The 20,146-nt window shown below is 47.6% G+C and carries 15 protein-coding genes; 12 read left to right on the forward strand and 3 right to left on the reverse strand.

What is annotated here, in order from left to right; genetic code table 11:
* Positions 1-96 precede the first annotated feature (96 nt).
* Both GKG43_RS13455 and GKG43_RS13460 read right to left on the reverse strand, forming a co-directional pair.
* Positions 97-567, reverse strand: a complete 471-nt coding sequence (locus GKG43_RS13455; protein ID WP_055154968.1) for a VOC family protein — start codon at positions 565-567, stop codon at positions 97-99.
* Between the two features lie 3 nt (positions 568-570).
* Positions 571-1,389, reverse strand: a complete 819-nt coding sequence (locus tag GKG43_RS13460; protein ID WP_050641605.1) for an AraC family transcriptional regulator — start codon at positions 1,387-1,389, stop codon at positions 571-573.
* 368 nt (positions 1,390-1,757) lie between these two features.
* On the opposite strand from GKG43_RS13460, the gene GKG43_RS13465 reads away from it, so the two are divergent.
* The 9 genes from GKG43_RS13465 (at position 1,758) to GKG43_RS13505 (ending at position 13,956) form a co-directional block, all read left to right on the forward strand.
* Positions 1,758-2,198, forward strand: coding sequence for a MarR family transcriptional regulator (locus tag GKG43_RS13465; RefSeq protein WP_055154967.1), 441 nt, complete (start codon positions 1,758-1,760; stop codon positions 2,196-2,198).
* 72 nt (positions 2,199-2,270) lie between these two features.
* Positions 2,271-4,022: an ABC transporter ATP-binding protein gene (locus GKG43_RS13470; protein ID WP_050641603.1), complete on the forward strand. Its 1,752-nt coding sequence runs from the start codon at positions 2,271-2,273 to the stop codon at positions 4,020-4,022.
* Entirely contained in the window at positions 4,015-5,913 is a 1,899-nt protein-coding gene (locus GKG43_RS13475) for an ABC transporter ATP-binding protein (protein ID WP_050641602.1), read from the forward strand. Before GKG43_RS13470 ends, GKG43_RS13475 begins: the two co-directional genes overlap by 8 nt.
* Before the next feature lie 846 nt (positions 5,914-6,759).
* Positions 6,760-7,707 carry an alpha/beta hydrolase gene (locus GKG43_RS13480; RefSeq protein ID WP_055150895.1) on the forward strand — a complete coding sequence of 316 codons (948 nt, stop codon included), beginning with the start codon at positions 6,760-6,762 and terminating at the stop codon, positions 7,705-7,707.
* A gap of 3 nt (positions 7,708-7,710) precedes the next feature.
* Positions 7,711-9,525 carry a DUF6320 domain-containing protein gene (locus tag GKG43_RS13485; RefSeq protein ID WP_055150892.1) on the forward strand — a complete coding sequence of 605 codons (1,815 nt, stop codon included), beginning with the start codon at positions 7,711-7,713 and terminating at the stop codon, positions 9,523-9,525.
* An 87-nt stretch (positions 9,526-9,612) separates the two neighbouring features.
* The gene (locus GKG43_RS13490) at positions 9,613-10,890 is read left to right on the forward strand and encodes a dihydroorotase (RefSeq protein WP_055150889.1); all 1,278 of its coding nucleotides are present in this window, start codon (positions 9,613-9,615) and stop codon (positions 10,888-10,890) included.
* 341 nt (positions 10,891-11,231) lie between these two features.
* Complete coding sequence (gene pyrF / locus GKG43_RS13495) at positions 11,232-12,158, forward strand: orotidine-5'-phosphate decarboxylase (protein ID WP_055150886.1); 927 nt, start codon at positions 11,232-11,234, stop codon at positions 12,156-12,158.
* A gap of 113 nt (positions 12,159-12,271) precedes the next feature.
* Positions 12,272-13,054: a dihydroorotate dehydrogenase electron transfer subunit gene (locus GKG43_RS13500; RefSeq protein WP_055150883.1), complete on the forward strand. Its 783-nt coding sequence runs from the start codon at positions 12,272-12,274 to the stop codon at positions 13,052-13,054.
* On the forward strand, positions 13,054-13,956 hold the full coding sequence (locus GKG43_RS13505; RefSeq protein WP_050641596.1) for a dihydroorotate dehydrogenase: 903 nt from the start codon (positions 13,054-13,056) through the stop codon (positions 13,954-13,956). Before GKG43_RS13500 ends, GKG43_RS13505 begins: the two co-directional genes overlap by 1 nt.
* Positions 13,957-14,032: 76 nt before the next feature.
* Here the strand turns inward: GKG43_RS13505 and GKG43_RS13510 are convergent, their stop codons facing one another.
* The gene (locus tag GKG43_RS13510) at positions 14,033-14,932 is read right to left on the reverse strand and encodes a LysR family transcriptional regulator (protein WP_055150880.1); all 900 of its coding nucleotides are present in this window, start codon (positions 14,930-14,932) and stop codon (positions 14,033-14,035) included.
* Positions 14,933-15,359: 427 nt separating this feature from the next.
* On the opposite strand from GKG43_RS13510, the gene GKG43_RS13515 reads away from it, so the two are divergent.
* From GKG43_RS13515 to pyrE, 3 genes are all read left to right on the forward strand, one after another.
* The gene (locus tag GKG43_RS13515; protein ID WP_174518397.1) at positions 15,360-15,923 is read left to right on the forward strand and encodes a sugar O-acetyltransferase; all 564 of its coding nucleotides are present in this window, start codon (positions 15,360-15,362) and stop codon (positions 15,921-15,923) included.
* Positions 15,924-16,227: 304 nt separating this feature from the next.
* The gene (locus GKG43_RS13520) at positions 16,228-18,471 is read left to right on the forward strand and encodes an excinuclease ABC subunit UvrA (RefSeq protein ID WP_050641593.1); all 2,244 of its coding nucleotides are present in this window, start codon (positions 16,228-16,230) and stop codon (positions 18,469-18,471) included.
* Positions 18,472-19,397: 926 nt separating this feature from the next.
* A complete protein-coding gene (gene pyrE, locus GKG43_RS13525; RefSeq protein ID WP_129879197.1) occupies positions 19,398-20,084 on the forward strand; it encodes an orotate phosphoribosyltransferase in 687 nt (228 codons plus the stop codon).
* Positions 20,085-20,146 lie beyond the last annotated feature (62 nt).

Raw genomic sequence — 20,146 nt, forward strand, 5'->3', positions numbered from 1 at the left:
GGTTAAAATCCGATCTTACCGGCAAGATGACCTGCGGCTTATATTTGCCAGGCTGGTTTCCTAGTACAGCAGTGCACTGCTGTACTACCCCATGCGTTATACCGCATCACAAGGCGCATACTGTTTTACGGCCTCAAGAGGGAACATGGTTCGCTCGGCAATTTCTTCTGCAGACATTCCCTGACTGAAAAAGCGTTTGAAAACCGTATTCATATCCTCTGCAATCTCCACGATATGCAGGTCCGGATCATAGATCCGGATGTTGCGCTGTCCCCACGGGTATTCTTTAATCTCATGGACCCACTGCAGGCCGGGGATGTCTCTCGTCTCGGCGTACACTTTGTCTAAGTCCTCCACTTCAAAATAGACCTGAAAGTTGTGAGATCTTTCTTTCACGCTTTCGGTTTCGATACCAACGAGTTCGGCATACCCTTGCTGCAGCGAAAAGCCTTCATAGGTTACATGTACGCCGATATCCATTATGGAGTTTTGATGAAGCACCTTTTCATAAAAGTTTTTAGAGACGGAAATGTCCCTGACTGCTAATAAACAACCTTGATATTTCATGATTTATTCCTCCTTTGAGGACATTGTATGATACATCTCCATTCCGTCATAGTAAAAATCAGACATAGTTTTTATATAAGATTGCGGGGTAAGTCCACTGATCGCTTTGAAATCTTTATCAAAGTGGGCCTGGTCGAAATATCCTGCTTTCTGTGATAATTCTGCCAGCATACAGTGAGATTTATGTATGTGCTTTAGCACATAGTTGAAACGGGTTAATCGCGCATAGTTTTTGATACTCATTCCGATTTGCGCAAGAAATAAGCGGTTCAGCTGACGTTCACTATAGCCGGACTGCCGGGCGGTTTCTTTCACCTGTGCTTGTCCATGGCTGTTGGAAATTACGGTTGCTGCTAACAACAAAGCATTAGATATAACGCGTTTATCCATGCGCCTATAAAGAATATTATCACAGGCATTTACCAGATCTATGATAGTCTTTGACATGACAAACGCCTGATGCAGCGAATGGAACAGTTCACAGTCGATGTCAGAAAGCGGCATCCGTTTGCCGGCAAACTCCGCCTGGTTTTGGCGGGTGATCTGATACAAACCACAGGGGGAAAGCTGAACAAGCAGCATGACACGGTAACGATTTGGCTCCGTCCCTAATAATACAGGAGCCACGGATGCTCCCCATAGTTCGGCTATGACATCGGTTCCATCGAAAGAAAGCGACAACGTCCCGCAGGCGTTGGGCATAAGTGTATACCGAGTTGTGAATGTATCATTCTCCGGAAATACGATGTTGTAATTCAGTATGTATTCTCTCAGTCCCGCATGAGAGGGGAACATATTAAACTGCTTATTATTATGAATCATTCTACTTTTTCCTCTGTATTTTGATGTTGAAATTTATTAGATAACAGCTTTCATTATAACACAGGCGCTTTGATGTATTATAGTTCTTTCCTCAAGATAAACCAAGTCTTTTGTTTGAAATTTTGGTTAATTTTGGATCAACTATTGACATCTCAATTACAAAGCAGTATTATGTTCTATGTCAAACAGTTGCAGGTAGGACAGTTGATGATAGAACTATACCGAAAGGGCACAACGTAACACATGCCCTGCGGGCGGGTCTGCGGCATAGCCGCAGAATAATGTATACCCAAAGGGCATCCCGTAATGCATGCTCTGCGGGAAGGTCTGCAGCATAGCTGCAGAATAATATATGAGCAGGGGTTATGATGAGAACAAAAAGATATATCGGAATCGAGATACGGGCACTGGATAATCAGATCAAAAGACTGATTGACAGCAAGATACAGAAGTCGGCTTTTTGCCGTCTTACGGGTTCGAACGGATGGATTATTGATTATATTCGGAAGAAGTCTCCGAAGCCAGTCTACCAGAAAGATCTGGAGGCTGAGTTCAATATCACCCGTTCCACGGCCTCCAAGGTATTGAACCTGATGGAGGAAAAGGGGTTCATTGTCAGGGAGAGCGTACCCGAAGATGCCAGACTGAAGAAGCTGGTTCTGACGCCGGAAGCAATCGAAATCTCGAAAGGGATGGAAGCAGACAGGGATGCCATAGAGCGTCAGATTACAAAAGGCTTTTCAGAGAAAGAACTGGAGCAGTTCTACTCGTATATTGAACGAATAAGAAAAAATGTATCTGAAATATAAGCCGGCCTGTGCCGGCTTATACTATCCACTGATTGTTTGATGTCTGACAAATTGGGACGAGGAGGTTTAGACATGGTAAAAACATTGGCAAAAAGTATTAGAGAGTATAAAAGAGATTCCATTCTGACGCCCATATTGGTTTCGCTGGAAGTCTTGCTGGAAGTCATAATTCCGCTGATGATGGCGAATCTGATTGACTATGGGATCGACAAAGGGGACATGGGCTATATTGGAAAAACGGGGGTTTTTCTTCTGATTGCAGCATTTTTTTCCCTGTTTTTCGGGGCGGCGGCCGGTAAAACGGCGGCACATGCTTCTGCAGGGCTGGCAAAGAACCTCCGGAAGGATATGTACTATAATGTACAGAATTTTTCATTTTCTAATATTGATAAATTTTCCACATCCAGTATTGTAACAAGGCTGACAACGGATGTCACAAATGTGCAGAACGCCTATCAGATGACCATACGTATGGCCATGAGGGCGCCGGTTATGCTGATCTTTTCCCTGTTCTGTGCGATCAGGGTAAGCGCAGAGCTGTCTGTCGTATTTCTCATCTGTGTGCCGATTTTGGGAATTGGTTTGTATCTGATTATGACGAGAGTGCATCCCATTTTCAGAAGGGTATTTAAGACATACGACAAACTGAACAATGTGGTACAGGAAAACGTGCGGGGAATCCGTGTTGTAAAATCCTTTGTGCGTGAGGATTATGAAAATGGAAAGTTCCGGAATATTTCCGAGAAGATATACAGGGATTTTTCAAAAGCTGAGAAAACACTTGCTTTTAATATGCCTCTGATGCAGTTCTGCATGTACGCCTGTATGTTGGTCTTTTCCTGGTTTGGGGCCAGACTGATCATAGCAAGCGGCGGCAATCCGGATGCAGGACTGAGTACAGGCGGCCTGATGAGTCTGTTTACTTATACAACACAAGTATTAATGAGCCTGATGATGCTTTCTATGGTATTTGTTATGATCACGATGTCCAAAGCATCTGCAGAACGAATTGCAGAAATTCTGACGGAAACAAGCGACCTTCAGAACGGGGAGAATCCGGTTATGGAAGTGCCGGACGGTTCCATTGAATATGAAGATGTTTCCTTTAGTTATTCAAGGAAGGCTAATAAGATGTGCCTGAGTGACATTAACCTGAAGATAGCCTCAGGAGAGACAATCGGTATTATCGGCGGCACCGGGTCATCCAAGTCCACGCTTGTTCAGCTCATCCCGAGACTTTATGATGTGACAGAGGGTGTGCTGAAAGTCGGAGGTGTTGATGTCCGGAATTATGACATTGAAGTATTACGGAATCAGGTGGCTATGGTGTTGCAGAAGAATGAATTGTTTTCCGGTACGATTAAGGAAAACCTGCGCTGGGGAAATGAACATGCGTCGGATGAGGAACTGATCCATGCCTGTCAGCTTGCTCAGGCCGATGATTTTGTCCGGAGATTTCCGGATGGGTATGACACGCATATTGAACAGGGCGGCTCCAATGTATCCGGCGGCCAGAAACAGAGGCTTTGTATCGCAAGGGCGCTTTTGAAAAAGCCGAAGATACTGATTCTGGATGATTCCACCAGCGCAGTGGATACAAAGACGGACGCACTGATCCGGAAGGCTTTCAGGGAAGAGATACCGGACACTACAAAGATCATCATTGCGCAGAGAATTTCCTCTGTCCAGGATGCGGATAAAATCATCGTACTGGATGACGGGAAAATCGACGGATTCGGCAGCCACGAGGAGCTGCTCCGAAGCAATGCAATCTATAAAGAAGTCTTCGAATCTCAGCAGAAGGGAGGCAGTGAAGATGAATAAGAGCAAGAAAAAACAGCAGCTGGATATGCAGACGCTAAAACGTCTGCTTTCTTATCTGAAACAATATAAAGCCAGGTTTGTATTTGTACTGATCTGTATATTGGTGAGCGCAGGGGCAAGCGTACTGGCCGCCCTGTTTTTAGAGACCTTGATCGATGATTATATTACCCCTCTGCTCGTGCAGGCAGTGCCGGATTTCAGCGGGCTGCTCAGGGTGATGATTATGATGGGCGGCATCTACCTGATCGGTGTGCTCGCCACGCTGTTTTATAACCGGTTCATGGCGGTGATATCTCAGAGCATATTAAAGGATATCCGGGATGAAATGTTTTCCCATATGCAGACCCTGCCGATCAAATATTTTGACACACATTCCCATGGGGACGTGATGAGCCATTATACGAATGACACAGACACACTGCGCCAGATGATGTCGCAGAGTGTCCCGCAGCTTTTTTCCTCTGTCATTACCATCGCAGCCGTGTTTATTGCCATGCTTTCCATCAGTATATGGATGACCTTGTTTGTGCTGGTATTTGTGGCGATTATCCTTCAGGTGGTTAAAAAGGTGGCCGGAAACAGCGGCAAGTATTTTGTGAGGCAGCAGGAATCCATTGGAGATGTCAATGGTTATATCGAGGAAATGATTAACGGGCAAAAGGTTGTAAAGGTATTCTGCCACGAGGAAAAGGCAAAGGAAATGTTTGATGAAAAGAACGAAAAACTTTTCGGAGAGGCATCACAGGCCAATACCTATGCGAATATCCTCATGCCGATCATGAACAATCTGGGCTATATTCTGTATGTTCTGATAGCGATTGTGGGCGGCGCCCTGGGAATATGGGGTGTGACGAATGTCAGTCTGGCCGGCGTGGGCGTCATTACGCTGGGAATGATCGCCTCCTTTTTGCAGCTTTCCAGAAGCTTTATCCAGCCGCTGGGGCAGGTGTCACAACAGCTGAGCGCGATCATCATGGCACTGGCGGGCGCAAGGCGTATCTTCCAGCTGATTGATGAGGAAAGTGAAACAGACAATGGATATGTAACACTGGTAAATGCAAAATACGAAAACGGCGTTCTTACAGAGACGCCCGGGCGCACCGGCCTGTGGGCATGGAAACACCCCCACGAGGACGGTACCCTGACCTACACCGAACTCAAAGGGGAGGTGAAGATGTTTGACGTGGACTTTGGCTACGAAGAGAATAAAATGGTTCTCCACAATATTACACTGTATGCCGAACCGGGCCAGAAAGTGGCATTTGTCGGCGCAACCGGCGCGGGCAAGACCACAATCACAAATCTGATCAACCGGTTTTATGACATTGCTGACGGCAAGATCCGTTATGATGGTATCAATATCAACAAAATCCGTAAGTCCGATCTGCGCCGTTCCCTGGGTATCGTACTCCAGGATGTCAACCTGTTCACCGGAACTGTCATGGAGAACCTAAGGTACGGCAAACTGGATGCAACGGATGAAGAATGTATCGCGGCTGCAAAACGCGCCAACGCGGACGGATTTATCCGTATGCTGCCGGAAGGATACGACACCGTACTTTCCGGGGATGGCAGCGGCTTGTCACAAGGCCAGCGCCAGCTGATCTCCATCGCAAGAGCCGCCGTAGCAGATCCGCCGGTCATGATCCTGGATGAGGCCACTTCCTCCATAGACACCAGAACCGAGGCCATCGTACAGCGCGGCATGGATGCGCTCATGAAAGGCCGCACCGTATTCGTCATCGCACACAGACTTTCCACCGTGCAGAATTCAGACGTAATCATGGTACTGGAACTGGGAGAAATCATAGAAAGAGGAAGCCATCAGGAACTCATACAAAAGCATGGCAAATACTATCAGCTGTATACCGGGGCTTTTGAATTGGCTTAGGGGTACATTTCACACCCCGGGAATTATCAGTAAATCGGGATTTAGTGGCGAGCTTTAGTCTCGGCGCGGATGGGGACGCTCCATAAAGGGATAGCCGAAAGCCTCCCGGAGAACATCCATGTCCTTTCAAAAACGCGGCCGCGGACCTAAGAAATTCTAGGCGGGAAACAGCCCTGAAAATGGAGCACCACTGACACATCACGAGAAATCCGATGATTTCTCGCGCTGGGTCAGCTGATTTTTGGATTCGGAATCCAAAAATCTCTCCATTTTCCGGGCTGTTTCCCACCAAGAATTTCTAAGGTTCGCTTTGAGCGTTTTTGAAAGGACATGGATGTTCTCCGGGAGGCTTTCAGCTATCCCTTCATGGAGCTGGCGCATCCAACCGGCAGGTAAAGGCTCGTTTCTAAGGAGGAGCCTCAAACGGGGGCAGCGTATGGTATTGAATTGGCGGGACTTTTATGTCCCCATTAAATCCAGTATATTTACGGGTAACAAGGCGATCTAACACTTACACTTATATAAACGAATCACCAATTCTGTTCCATCCGTTGCTACCGTACGAGAGCCCCTCTGGGGAATGAGCTCTTAACTACCGTTTGGATGCAACAGCGAATGACGAGGTGAGTCCGCCATTCGTCAACGAGTCTAAAGCTCGTTAACTAACTCCCGATTTAGATGTTGGCTGGGGTGTGAAGCGTAACGGCTTAGGAGCGGTTCCCATAGTGCATTCACAAATACTATTGTGATTCTTCCAGTCTTCACTTATAATAATAGAAAACAAAGGATGCCTCAGGCAGCTGCAGAATTTCCTGCAGTTTCAGCCGGGTACGATAGGAGAGATGAATGGCAATTAATAATACGGCAAGAATGATACTAAAGGCGCTTTCTTTTGATGGAATTGAAGTGGAGGCTTCACGGCATCTGGCGGATCTGAAAAGGCTGGATCCGATGAAGATTTTTTATAAGAAGATTGACTATAAGATTTATAATGACGGGTACGAGGTGCCGACGAGGATATTTTTCCCAAATGAAAAGGCCTTTAAGAATACAGGCCCCATACTGCATAAGGTGATGCTGCTTATCCACGGCGGCGGCTGGGTGACAGAGAGTGTGGATAATTATGACCGTATCTGCGCCAGGCTTGCGAATGCCACGGAGCATGTTGTGGTCTCTGTGGATTACAGGCTGGCTCCGGAGAATAAGTTTCCGATTGGTCTGGAGGACTGTTATGCGGCGGCAAGGGCTGTATTTATGAAACAGTTTATTCTGAATGTAAACCCGGATGATATTACACTGATCGGGGACAGTGCCGGGGGGAATCTGGCGGCGGCGCTGTCTCTTCTGGCGAGGGACAGGGGCGAATTCCTTCCCAGGCGCCAGGTGCTGATCTATCCGGCAGTCAACAGCGACTATACAGAGAATTCGCCATTTGAGTCCGTGCGGGAGAACGGGACGGATTATCTGCTTACAGCGGGAAAGATGCGGGATTATATTGAACTTTATGCTTCATGCGAGGAGGACAAAAGAAATCCTTACTTTGCACCGATACTGGCGGAAGACTTGACAAATCAGCCGGATACGCTTGTAATTACGGCCGAATATGATCCCCTGAGAGATGAGGGGGAGGCATATGGGGAGAAGCTGAAGGCGGCCGGCAACAAGGTGGAGATCTGCAGGATCAAGGATGCCCTGCACGGCTATTTTGCCCTGGGCATCAAAAACTTTCATGTGCAGGAGAGCTTTGACCGGATTAATGAATTTTTGGGATATGAACCAGCTCAGGGGGTGTAAAGTGTGCAGCAGAAACGGGCGTATTGGAGAAAGCTGGATAATGCGGCAAAATTATTTTCAGCTACGAGTAATAAAAAGGACACCAGGGTGTTCCGGTTCTATTGTGTTTTGAAGGAGGAGATAAACGGGGAGCGGCTTCAGGAGGCGCTGGACAGAACGGTTGTTACGTATCCCGTATTTTTATCAGTTATGCGCAAGGGGCTGTTCTGGCATTACCTGGAAAAGAGCAGGCTCAGGCCTGTAGTGCGTGAAGAGTACAAGGAACCGTGCAGCTGCCTGTATGTGCGGGATAAAAAATCGCTGTTGTTTGAAGTGACCTACTATGGACGCAGGATTAATTTTGAAGTGTTTCATGCGCTGACAGACGGGACGGGCGCTACAGAATTCTTAAAAGAGCTTGTGAAGAATTATTTGTATATAACCCACAAAGAGGAGGGGCTTGCGGATGTTCCTCTTTTAGATGAGAACGTCACGATCCAGGATCAGGAGAGCGACAGCTTTTCACAGTATTATACAGAAGTAAAAAAGAAGAAGGTAAAAAAACCAAAAGCGCATCAGCTGAAGAAACCCAGGAAGGAAATCGGTCGGCTCCAGGTGAATGAGGCGGTGGTCTCGGTGAAAGAGGTGCTTGGACGTTCGAGAGAACTCGGGGTATCGATGACCGTATTTCTGACAAGTGTATTTCTGATGGCAATTCACCAGGAAATGTCGAAACAGCAGGAGAACCATCCGGTTGTATTGATGGTGCCTGTAAATCTGCGGAAGTTTTTCCTTTCTGATTCCATGCTGAATTTCTTTAACTGGATTGAACCGGGATATCATTTTGGAACAGGAGAGGGAAGTTTTGAAGCTGTACTGCAGCATGTAAAGGAATATTTTGCAGAGGAGCTTACGACGGAGCGTGTGGCGGAGCATATGAATGAGCTGATCGCACTGGAGATGCATCCGATTCTCAGGCTGGCGCCTCTGGAACTAAAGAATCTGGGCATCCGGGCCGGGGCCAGATATGCGGAGCGGGATGTGACGGCTATTTTTTCCAATATGAGTGCAGTCAGGATGCCAGGGGAGTATGAGCCTTATATAGACCGCTTCGGAGTATATACAAGTACACCTAAGCTGGAGTTATGTATGTGCTCTTTTGGAGACAAGCTTTCCCTTGGATTTACATCCAGGTTCGATACCTTGAATATTCAGAGGAACTTTTACCGCATACTAAAGGAACAGGGAATTACTGTGGAGAAGATTGAGCCGGAATTTCCGCAGCCAGACGCGCCGGGAAAGATGGAGCTGAAGGTTTTCCGCTTTTTCTCTTTCGTGTGTCTGGCAGCAGCGGTAGGCTTTGTGGCCGCTGATTTTAATTTTCATCCGGATATCCGCTGGCCTATTTTTACGGCGGCCGGAATTGCCAGTATGTGGCTGGCTCTGGCGATTGGTTTTGTGAAGCGGTATAACTTGATGAAGAATGCTATGTGGCAGCTGATTATCGTTTCGGTGGGCTGTATTTTGTGGGACGTTTTTACGGGCTGGCACGGATGGTCTGTGGATTATGTGCTTCCGGCTGTCTGTATGGTGATACTGCTTTCTATGTTTATTATTACAAAGGTGCAGAGGAACACGGCAAGAGAATATATGATCTATTTTGTGATGGCAGCCGGGTACGGGGTACTGCTCCCGCTGATTCTGCTGCTGACTGGCGTGGTGAAGTTCCAGCTTGTGTGTTCCATCTGTGTGGTGGCGTGCTTTTTGTTTCTGGCGGCCCTTGTTATATTTAAAGGAAAAGAATTCCGGGAAGAGATGCATAAAAAGTTCCATGTGTAGACAAGGATTGTACTCTCTGCGCCGTTTGTGGTATTATAAATCCGTATGCAGTATTGCAGCAATTATTGATAGGAAGGACAAGACTATATGAAACTTTTGATTCAAAACGGACATGTATTAGATCCTCTGACAGGACTGGACGGTATCAGTGATGTTCTGACAGAAGGTGACAAGATCGTGAAAGTTGCAAAAGATATCCGGGACACTGCGGATCAGACGATTGATGCATCAGGCTGTTACGTCATGCCTGGCTTCATAGACCTGCATGTGCATCTGCGCGATCCCGGGCTGACCCATAAAGAAACACTGGAGACAGGCGGCCGGGCAGCGGCCAGGGGCGGAGTGACCACGGTGTGCGCGATGCCGAATACAAAGCCCATAGCGGACACAAAAGAGATGGTTGCAGACGTACATCAAAGAGCTGCAAAAGAATCTCCGGTTCATGTGATCCAGCTTGGGGCTGTTACAAAAGGAGAAGCCGGAAAGGAACTGGCGGATATCAAAGGAATGGCGGAGGCCGGATGCCATGCGATCAGTGAGGACGGCAGGTCGGTCATGAATGTCTCTTTGTACCGAAAAGGGATGAAACTGGCCAAAGAAAATAATATATCTGTTTTTGCACATTGCGAAGACATTACGATGGTAGAAGGCGGCGTTATGAATGCCGGGTCCAAGGCGGATTCACTTGGAGTGAAGGGAATTACGAATGCCGTTGAAGATGTCATCGTAGCCCGAGACATTCTTCTGGCGAAGGAAACAGGAGTGCGCCTGCACCTCTGCCATTGTTCCACGGCGGACAGCGTCAGAATGATAGCCGCGGCCAAAAAAGACGGGCTGCCGGTAACAGGGGAAGTATGCCCGCATCATTTTATTCTGTCTACAGAAGACATCCGCGAGAATCACGGACAATATAAGATGAATCCGCCGCTGCGTGCACCGGAGGATGTAGAAGCTCTGAGAGAAGGGCTGAAAAGCGGCATCATGGATGTGATTTCTACCGATCACGCACCCCATGCGGAAAAAGAGAAAAATCTCCCCATGGAAAAAGCCGCATTCGGGATCGTCGGATTGGAGACATCCGCCTGCCTGACATACACAGAGCTGGTCGAAAAGGGCGTTCTGACAATCATGCAGATGGTCGAGAAGATGAGTTATAATCCGGCCCGGATACTGGGCCTGGAGGACAAAGGCTCTGTGTCTGAGGGAAAGACCGCAGACATTGTCATCTTTGATCCTTCTGCAGAATACAGAATCGATAAAAATACGTTTCTTTCTAAGGGGAAGAACACCCCGTTTGATGGATATCCGGTCAAGGGAGAGGTATGTTGTACCATCGTTGATGGACGAATTGTATATACCAGATAAAAAACGGAGGCGTGATCCTGTTGAGCACGCAAAGCATGTGGAATATTGTTACTGTTCACACCCTACGGGCGTGCACAGTAACGGCATCTGCCCATTTAAAGTCGCCTACGGCGAGGGGCAGATGCCCCGAGACCATCACTTCATCGGCCCGATGCCGTGCAGCGAGGTGCACGGCACGGTCTGAACAGTAACGAAATATTAACCACCCGCTATGCGGGTGCGAGGTGTTTGTTATACAAAAAAATCACCTTTCCGTTATAATAATGAGGTTGTTCAAGCCAACTTAAAACGAAAGAAAAGGCGATTTTTCAGAACATTCAGATAATTGAGGAGGTTTTTTCATGATTAACAAGCTGGTAAGTAAGATTAAGAAGACGGGCGCTCCGATCGTGGTCGGACTGGATCCCATGTTGAACTACATTCCGGAACATATCCAGAAGCGTGCTTTTGAGGAGTTTGGTGAGACTCTGGAAGGGGCTGCGGAGGCGATCTGGCAGTTTAATAAGGAGATAGTGGACAAGACGTATGACCTGATTCCGGCTGTGAAGCCTCAGATTGCGATGTATGAGCAGTTTGGCGTTCCGGGACTGATGGCTTTTAAGAAGACGGTCGATTACTGTAAGGAAAAAGACCTGGTCGTGATCGGGGATATTAAACGGGGCGATATTGGCTCTACTTCTGCAGCCTATGCCGTGGGTCACCTTGGAAAAGTGAAGGTGGGAAGCAGGGAATATCTGCCCTTTGATGAGGACTTTGCGACCGTGAATCCCTACCTTGGCTCCGATGGCGTGAACCCCTTTATAGACATATGTAAGGCTGAGAAAAAGGGCCTGTTTATTCTCGTGAAAACTTCCAATCCGTCCAGCGGTGAGTTCCAGGATCAGTTGATTGACGGCAGGCCGCTTTACGAGCTGGTCGGTGAAAAAGTTGCCGAGTGGGGCGCACAGTGCATGGGCGGAGAATACAGCTATATCGGTGCGGTAGTGGGCGCTACTTATCCGGAGATGGGAAAAGTGCTCCGTAAAGTGATGCCGAAAGCCTATATCCTGGTGCCGGGATACGGTGCTCAGGGAGGGCAGGGCAAGGATCTGGTTCACTTCTTTAATGAGGACGGGCTGGGCGCAATTGTGAACTCTTCCCGCGGTATTATCGCAGCATATAAGCAGGAGGCCTATGCGGCATATGGCGCAGAAAACTTTGGGGATGCGTCAAGGGCTGCGGTAGAAGCGATGACAGCAGATATTCAGGGAGCTTTACAAGGCAGATAGGCAGAAAGATATGGAAGTAATACAAAAGTGACAGGCCCTGAAATAATGGGTGCTGTCCATAAAAGGGTAACAGTTCAGTCCTGTCTGAGCTGCTACGGAAAAGGAGTAAAAGAATGTCTAATAAACAAAAGGAATCGGCCCTGATTGTATCTCAGCAGTGTATCGCCGCAGATATCTACAGTATGTGGATACAGACAGAAAAGATTGCGACTCTGGCAGTGCCTGGTCAGTTTATTTCTATGTATACAAAGGACGGGAGCAAGCTGCTGCCCCGCCCCATCAGCCTGTGTGAGATAGAGAAAGAGAAGAATCAGATCCGTGTTGTATACCGTGTAACCGGAGATGGTACAGGGACACAACAGTTCTCTAAACTATCGGAGGGAGACCGGATTGATATTCTGGGTCCTCTGGGAAATGGTTTTCCTGTCAATGAAGCGGCGGGCAGAAAAGCCGTCTTAATCGGAGGCGGTATCGGTGTGCCGCCCATGCTGGAGCTGGCAAAGCAGATGCCTGGTGAAAAGGTGATGGTCATGGGATACCGTGACGAGCAGTTTCTGACAGAGGAATTCAAACATCAGGGCCGCCTGTATATTGCCACAGAGGATGGAAGTGCGGGAACAAAGGGAAATGTCATGGATGCCATTGCCGAAAATGCGCTTGCTGCGGAGATTATATACGCATGCGGACCGTCCCCCATGCTCCGGGCAATCAAGCAGTATGCCGAAGAAAATAATATCGTATGCTATGTATCTATGGAGGAGCGTATGGCCTGCGGAATCGGGGCGTGCCTGGCATGCGTATGTCAGTCAAAAGAGATCGATGGCCACAGCCATGTACACAATAAGCGTGTCTGCAAAGATGGGCCGGTATTCTTATCGACGGAGGTGGAAATCTAATGAATACAACAGTGAACCTTGCCGGTGTGGAATTGAAGAATCCGGTCATGACGGCTTCCGGGACTTTCGGTTCGGGGGAAGAGTACAGCGAGTTTGTAGATCTGAACCGCCTCGGCGCGGTGGTAACAAAGGGCGTGGCAAACGTACCGTGGCCGGGAAATCCAACGCCCAGAATCGCAGAGACGCATGGGGGCATGATGAACGCAATCGGACTTCAAAACCCGGGGATTGATGTCTTCTGCGAGCGGGACATTCCGTTTTTAAAGAAGTTTGACACTAAGATTATTGTAAATGTATGCGGAAAGACAACGGAAGAATATTGTGAAGTTGTGGAGCGGCTGGCAGATGAGCCGGTAGATCTTCTGGAAATCAATATTTCCTGCCCGAACGTAAAAGCGGGAGGTATTGCCTTCGGACAGAATCCAAAAGCTGTCGAGGACATTACGAGAGAAGTGAAAAAACGTGCCAGGCAGCCTGTTATTATGAAACTGAGCCCGAATGTGACAGACATCACAGAGACGGCAAAAGCGGCAGAGGCAGGCGGGGCGGATGTACTCTCCCTGATCAATACGCTGACAGGTATGAAGATCGACATCGATAAACAGGCATTTGCCCTTGCCAATAAAACCGGGGGCGTATCGGGGCCTGCGATAAAGCCCATCGCCCTGCGCATGGTCTATCAGGCAGCCAATGCCGTAAAAGTTCCGGTAATCGGAATGGGGGGAATTGCTACTTATGAGGATGCTATTGAGTTCATCCTGGCAGGCGCTGCGGCTGTATCCATAGGAACAGCCAACTTTTTCAATCCGGCGGCTACCGTGGAAATTGTAGAGGGGATTGAACGGTATATGGAAAAATATCACATCGAGAACCTTAGTGAGATGGTGGGAATCGTTAAATAAAAGGAGGGGCCTGCCCCTTCTGCAAAGGGAGCAGAACCCTCTGCAGAAGGGGCAGACCCCTTTGAATACAAAATAGTCAAATTCCATCCGTATTTAAAAGTTCCTGCAGTTTGGCTATGAATTTCTCGGCAGGCTTAGAAAATATCTGGTATTTCTTCCAAATAATATTCATTTCATCCTCCAGCCCGGGCTTTAGTGGACGGAAGCAGAGGTTACTATTTCCGGAAGTATTGATGATCTTGTCAAAACCAATGGCATATCCCAGCCCTTCATCTACAAGCAGGGAGGCATTAAAAATAAGATTATAAGTGGCGACGATGTTCAAATCAGACTCCGGATGTTTTAGCCATTGGAGCAGTTTTCCGCCTTTGTCTTCCTGCTGGGAGATGATCAATGGTTTATCCCATAAGTCCTGAGGCGATATTGCACTTTTTGATGCGAGGGGGAAATCTTTTCGCATTAGAACTCCCCAGACATCTTTTGCCGGCAATCTGAGAGCATTGTATTTCGTCAAATCAACCGTCCCAAATATGATGCCGAAGTCCAGCAGACCTTTATCCAGGCGTTCCATTACGAAGGTGGAGTTGCCGCTGGAAATGTGGTAGTGAATGCCGGGATACGTATTCTGCAAGGCTCTGGCAGTTTTCGCTAAAATTCGTACCGCATCTGTCTCGCCGGTACCGATATAAATATCACCCATAACAATATCATCGGTAAAGGTAACCTCTTTTTCTGTTTTCGCTACTAAATCTAAGATCTCTTCGGCACGTTTTCGTAAAATCATACCTTCTTCAGTAAGCGTTATCTTACGCGAGCCTTTTGTGCCGCGTATCAGTAATTGCTTACCAAGTTCTTCTTCTAAGTTCTTAATCTGGGTAGAAAGTGTTGGCTGCGAAAGATGCAGTGACTGCGCAGCCCGGACGATACTTTGTTCCCTTGCAATTGCAAGAAAATATTGCAGAACTCTTAGTTCCATATGATGACCTCCTAAATAAAAACTTATTCATTTGACGATGGTCGCAAGGTATTGGTCTTGTATGTAGTTCGGTTTGTTTAGTTGTTTAGTTTAACATAAAGATAAATAGCCTTCAACTATACATATCGATTAAATATAAGTATTTGTTATTATCATGCGACTGATTTATACTATACACAGAGCAGATATATCGCTGCTATACACGGTCCTGTGAATAGCAGCGATATACTCACAATCTTGAAAAAACATATACGAGGTGCTCTACAATAAATAATAAGTTCAAGATTCGGGCAGACCGTTGTTAAATAGAAAATGAGAGGAAAAAAGATGGGAAAGGAAGCATAAGCAGAATAAGTGTCCGGTGACAGGGCTTTGTCTGGGACGCCGGCTTAACTGAAATTATAACGAAAATGGAGATTGAAAAATGATAGACGTAAAAGAATTTATAGAATATATGGACAGTGGAAAATATATACCTGCTAAGTCGGACGTCAGCAGGAAGATGCATTGCCTGTCACAGGAAGCTCTGCGCCTGACGGCGGAACTAAATGGAAGTTACCACACGCCGGAAGAAATCAGGGCGATTATGGAGCAGCTGACAGGAAAACCGATAGAGGAATCCTTTTGTTTATTTCCGCCCTTTTATACGGACTGTGGGAAGAACCTGACCATCGGGAAACATGTGTTTTTTAATGCGGGATGCAAATTCCAGGATCAGGGAGGAATTACCATCGGCGACGGCTCCTTGATCGGGCACAATGTGGTGCTTGCGACTCTGAACCACAATCTGGATCCGGAATATAGGGCGGACTTGATACCAGCGCCCATTTCTATTGGTAAAAATGTCTGGATAGGGGCAAATGCAACTGTTCTGGCGGGAGTCAGTATTGGTGACGGCGCGGTCATTGCTGCCGGGGCAGTGGTCACAAAAGATGTACCTGAGAATACTGTGGTGGGGGGCGTACCTGCGAAAACAATAAAAATGTTTTGATACAGGAAGAAGCGGCGCAGGGCATTTCCGGGACTGGACAGGAGGTATCCGGGGAAAATAACGCAAATAGCAGTAAGAAAACAGGAGGCACCGCAGAAGTAACTTTTGAGACAGAAGAGTAGGGGGAATACAATGGAATCCTGAAGATCCCATACAGTGCAGGATGAAAAATGGACGGTGGCTATCTTAATTTTATTATGATATACTTTATTTTGTGGTTTAACCGTAGATTTGTGTGCAAGTACACGCTCTAAGGAAAGCCCATTATTTCCTATTATAATCTGATTAAAAGAGGTGTAATTATATGGAAGATATCATGGTTCATGGGCTTACTCAAAATAATTTGAAACATGTTACATTTACGATCCCAAAAGAAAAAATCACGGTGTTTACCGGAGTATCCGGTTCGGGGAAATCCAGCATCGTTTTCGATACCATTGCCGCTGAATCGCAGCGGCAGATGAACGCTACCTATCCGGCATTTGTTAGGTCCAGGCTGCCGAAGTATCCCAAACCGGCTGTGGAACGAATTGATAATCTAACCGCTTCTGTGGTAGTAGACCAGTCTCCCCTGGGCGGGAATGCGCGGTCAACGGTGGGAACGATCAGCGGACTGTATTCCAGCCTGCGGCTGTTGTTTTCGAGAATCGGACAGCCCTATGCGGGGACGGCGTCCTACTTTTCTTTTAATGACCCCAACGGAATGTGCAAGACCTGTTCCGGCCTGGGAAAGATCACAAAGGTGGATATTGAAGCCATGATTGACCCTGATAAGTCGTGGAAGGAAGGCTGCATTAAGGATACGTTATATGCACCCGGCTCATGGTACTGGAAGCAGTATGCAAAGTCAGGGCTATTCGATCTTGACAAGCCTGTAAAGGAGTATTCCCGGGAGGAGTACAACCTTCTTCTATATGGTTCCCGTGACGGAAAAGGGGAGCCGGAAAATCCGAAAGTAACCGGATTGTACCACAAATATACGAAAACGCTATTAAACCGGGACATCAGCAGCAAAAGCAAACACACCCAGGAAAAGGCGCAGACTCTGGTAACGGAGGTGGAGTGTACCGATTGCCACGGCAAACGGTTGAATGAAGCCGCCCTGAGTTGTAAGATAAACGGATATTCGATTGCGGATATGTGTGGGATGGAGCTGACCCAGCTTCGGGAAGTCCTTACGCAGATCACGGATTCAACAGTAGGGCTGCTGGTTCAGACGCTTGTAGAAGGGCTGGACAGGATGATAGAGATCGGGCTGCCTTATCTGCATCTGAATCGGGATACGCCATCCCTGTCCGGAGGGGAGGCCCAGCGGCTCAAGCTGGTCCGGTATATGGGCAGCAGTCTGACCGGAATGACCTATATTTTTGATGAACCAAGCGCCGGGATGCATCCGCGCGATGTTTACCGCATGAATAACCTGTTGAAGCAGCTTCGTGATAAGGGAAATACGGTTCTTGTGGTTGAGCATGACAAGGATGTCATATCAATTGCAGACTATGTGATAGATGTTGGCCCGCAGGCGGGACAACATGGAGGGGAAATTGTATTTGCCGGCAGTTATCCGGACTTATTGAAGTCCGGTACTCTGACAGGCGATGCGATGCTTGGTTCCCTCCCCGTGAAACAGGAACCGCGACGGCAGTCGGGAAGCCTGCCGGTCCGGGGGGCCTGTCTGCATAATCTGAAGCATGTGGATGTGGACATACCGCTGGGGATTATGACCGTTGTGACCGGAGTCGCCGGTTCGGGCAAGAGCACCTTGATTTCCCGGGTGTTTGCGAAGCAGTACGAAAAGGATATCGTGATGATAGACCAGGGGCCGATCACGGCAACGAACCGGTCTACCCCGGCCTCATTTCTCGGCTTTTTTGATCGGATAAGAAAGCTGCTGGCGCAGGAAAACGGCAAACCGGACGGTCTGTTCAGCTTTAACTCCGCCGGGGCTTGCCCGGTGTGCGGCGGCAAAGGTGTTATTGTGACTGAGCTTGCATATATGGATCCGATTGTCACAGAATGCGAGGCATGCGGCGGACTGCGCTATAACGAAGAAGCGCTTGCCTGCACTTATAAAGGAAAGAATATCGTTGAACTGCTGGGACTGACCGCTTCCGAGGCAATGGAAGTGTTTGAGGACGCCAGAATCAGGAAGCACCTAAAAGTCATGCAGCAGGTGGGATTATCCTACCTGAAGTTAGGACAGCCGCTTGGCACACTGTCCGGCGGCGAGCGCCAGAGAATCAAACTGGCGAAGAACCTGGGGAAAAAGGGAAGTATAATCGTAATGGATGAGCCGACCACAGGCCTGCATATGTCAGACATCCAGAATCTGTTAAAACTATTTGATACCATCGTATGCCGGGGCAACACTCTGGTGGTCATTGAGCACAATCTCGATGTAATGAAGCAGGCGGACTGGATCATTGACATAGGCCCCGATGGAGGAAAAAACGGCGGTGAGGTCGTATTTACCGGAACACCTATGGATATGATACAAAATGCACAGACACTGACGGCGGTCAGCCTGCGGGCATCATGTCCCGAATGAAGCAGTTAAGAGCCTGAATTTTTGGGGGGACGCAAATGACAAGGTGAGTCCAAACGGTAGTTCAGAGCTCGTTCCCCGGAGGGGTTCCGTGCGGTTGCAGCGGATGGGACAGAATTGATGGAACTTTTATATTAGCGCTAAGTTATTAAGCATATTTTTAACTGAATTGGCAAATGACTTTAAAGTAAGCCAAAGCTTTTTATAAAACTTGCTGGGATAAGAGCGTTACGCCAATTCAATACCATAAGCTTCCCACGCTTGAGGCCCTCCTTAGGAACGTGCCTTTTCCTGCCGGTCGGATGAACCAGCTCCATGAAGGGATCGCCGAAAGCCTTCCGGAGAACATCCATGTCCTTTCATAAACGCTCAAAGCGGACCTTAGAAATTCTTGTTGGGAAACAGCTCTGAAAATGGAGAGATTTTTGGATTCCGAATCCAAAAATCAGCTGACCCAGCGCGAGAAATCATCGGATTTCTCGTGATGTGTCAGTGGTGCTCCATTTTCAAGGCTGTTTCCCGCCTAGAATTTCTTAGGCCTGCGGCCGCGTTTTCGAAAGGACATGGATGTTCTCCGGGAGGCTTTCGGCGATCCCTTCATGGAGCGTCCCCATCCGTGCCGCGGCTAAAGCGCGTCACTAACTCCCGATTTAGATGTTGGCTGGGATGTAAAAAGTAACGTCTGAACAGTAACTGCTCCTGTTTAATTTCTGCGTACCGCTGATTCCTTAATTGAAAATATATGGAAGGTGTGGTAAAATTGTAAAGAAATTTACTTGCACTTATTCCGCTTTTGAGGAAAAAGGCATCGATGAGAAAACGCAGAGCAATTTTCAAAACACTGGAGCGGCAGAGTTAAAACCATGCGGCTGAGATTAAAAAATCATGAAGAGGGCAGCAAGCCCTGCAAATACGGAGGTTAATAACATATGGAACAGTACAAGCAGGAATTTATCGAGTTTATGATCGACTGTGAGGTTCTGAAATTCGGAGACTTTGTAACAAAAAGCGGCAGGAAGACGCCGTTTTTTGTAAATACAGGATTTTACCGCACAGGTACACAGCTGAGAAAGTTAGGTGAATACTACGCAAAGGCAATTGAGCAGAAGTTTGGCTTTGATTTTGATGTATTATTCGGACCGGCATACAAAGGAATCCCGCTGACCGTGGCTGCAACGATGGCTATCAGCGAGTTTTACGGAAAAGAGATCCGCTACTGCTCAAACAGAAAAGAAGTGAAGGATCACGGGGACAAGGGAATCCTGCTTGGCAGCCCGATACAGGACAAAGACAAAGTTGTGATTATCGAGGATGTCACTACTGCGGGGACTTCCATTCAGGAGACACTGCCGATTATCAAAGCACAGGGAGACGTATCCCCAATCGGGCTTGTTGTTTCAGTAGACCGCATGGAGCGCGGACAGGGAAGCAAGAGCGCACTGGCTGAGATTCAGGAAACATACGGGCTGGAGACGACGGCGATCGTGACGATGGCCGAGGTTGTAGAGCACTTGTACAACAGGCCTTACAAAGGAAAAATCATCATAGATGACACATTAAAAGCAGCAATTGATGCATATTACGAGCAATATGGCGTAAAGGATAGTGTCAAATGATGTATGGAAAAACGAGTCAAATAAATAAGGCTCAATTGAACCTTGAAAACTGTAGATATTGA

This window comes from Eubacterium sp. BIOML-A2 (assembly GCF_009680135.1).
In the GTDB taxonomy this organism is placed as follows: domain Bacteria; phylum Bacillota; class Clostridia; order Lachnospirales; family Lachnospiraceae; genus Faecalicatena; species Faecalicatena contortus_B.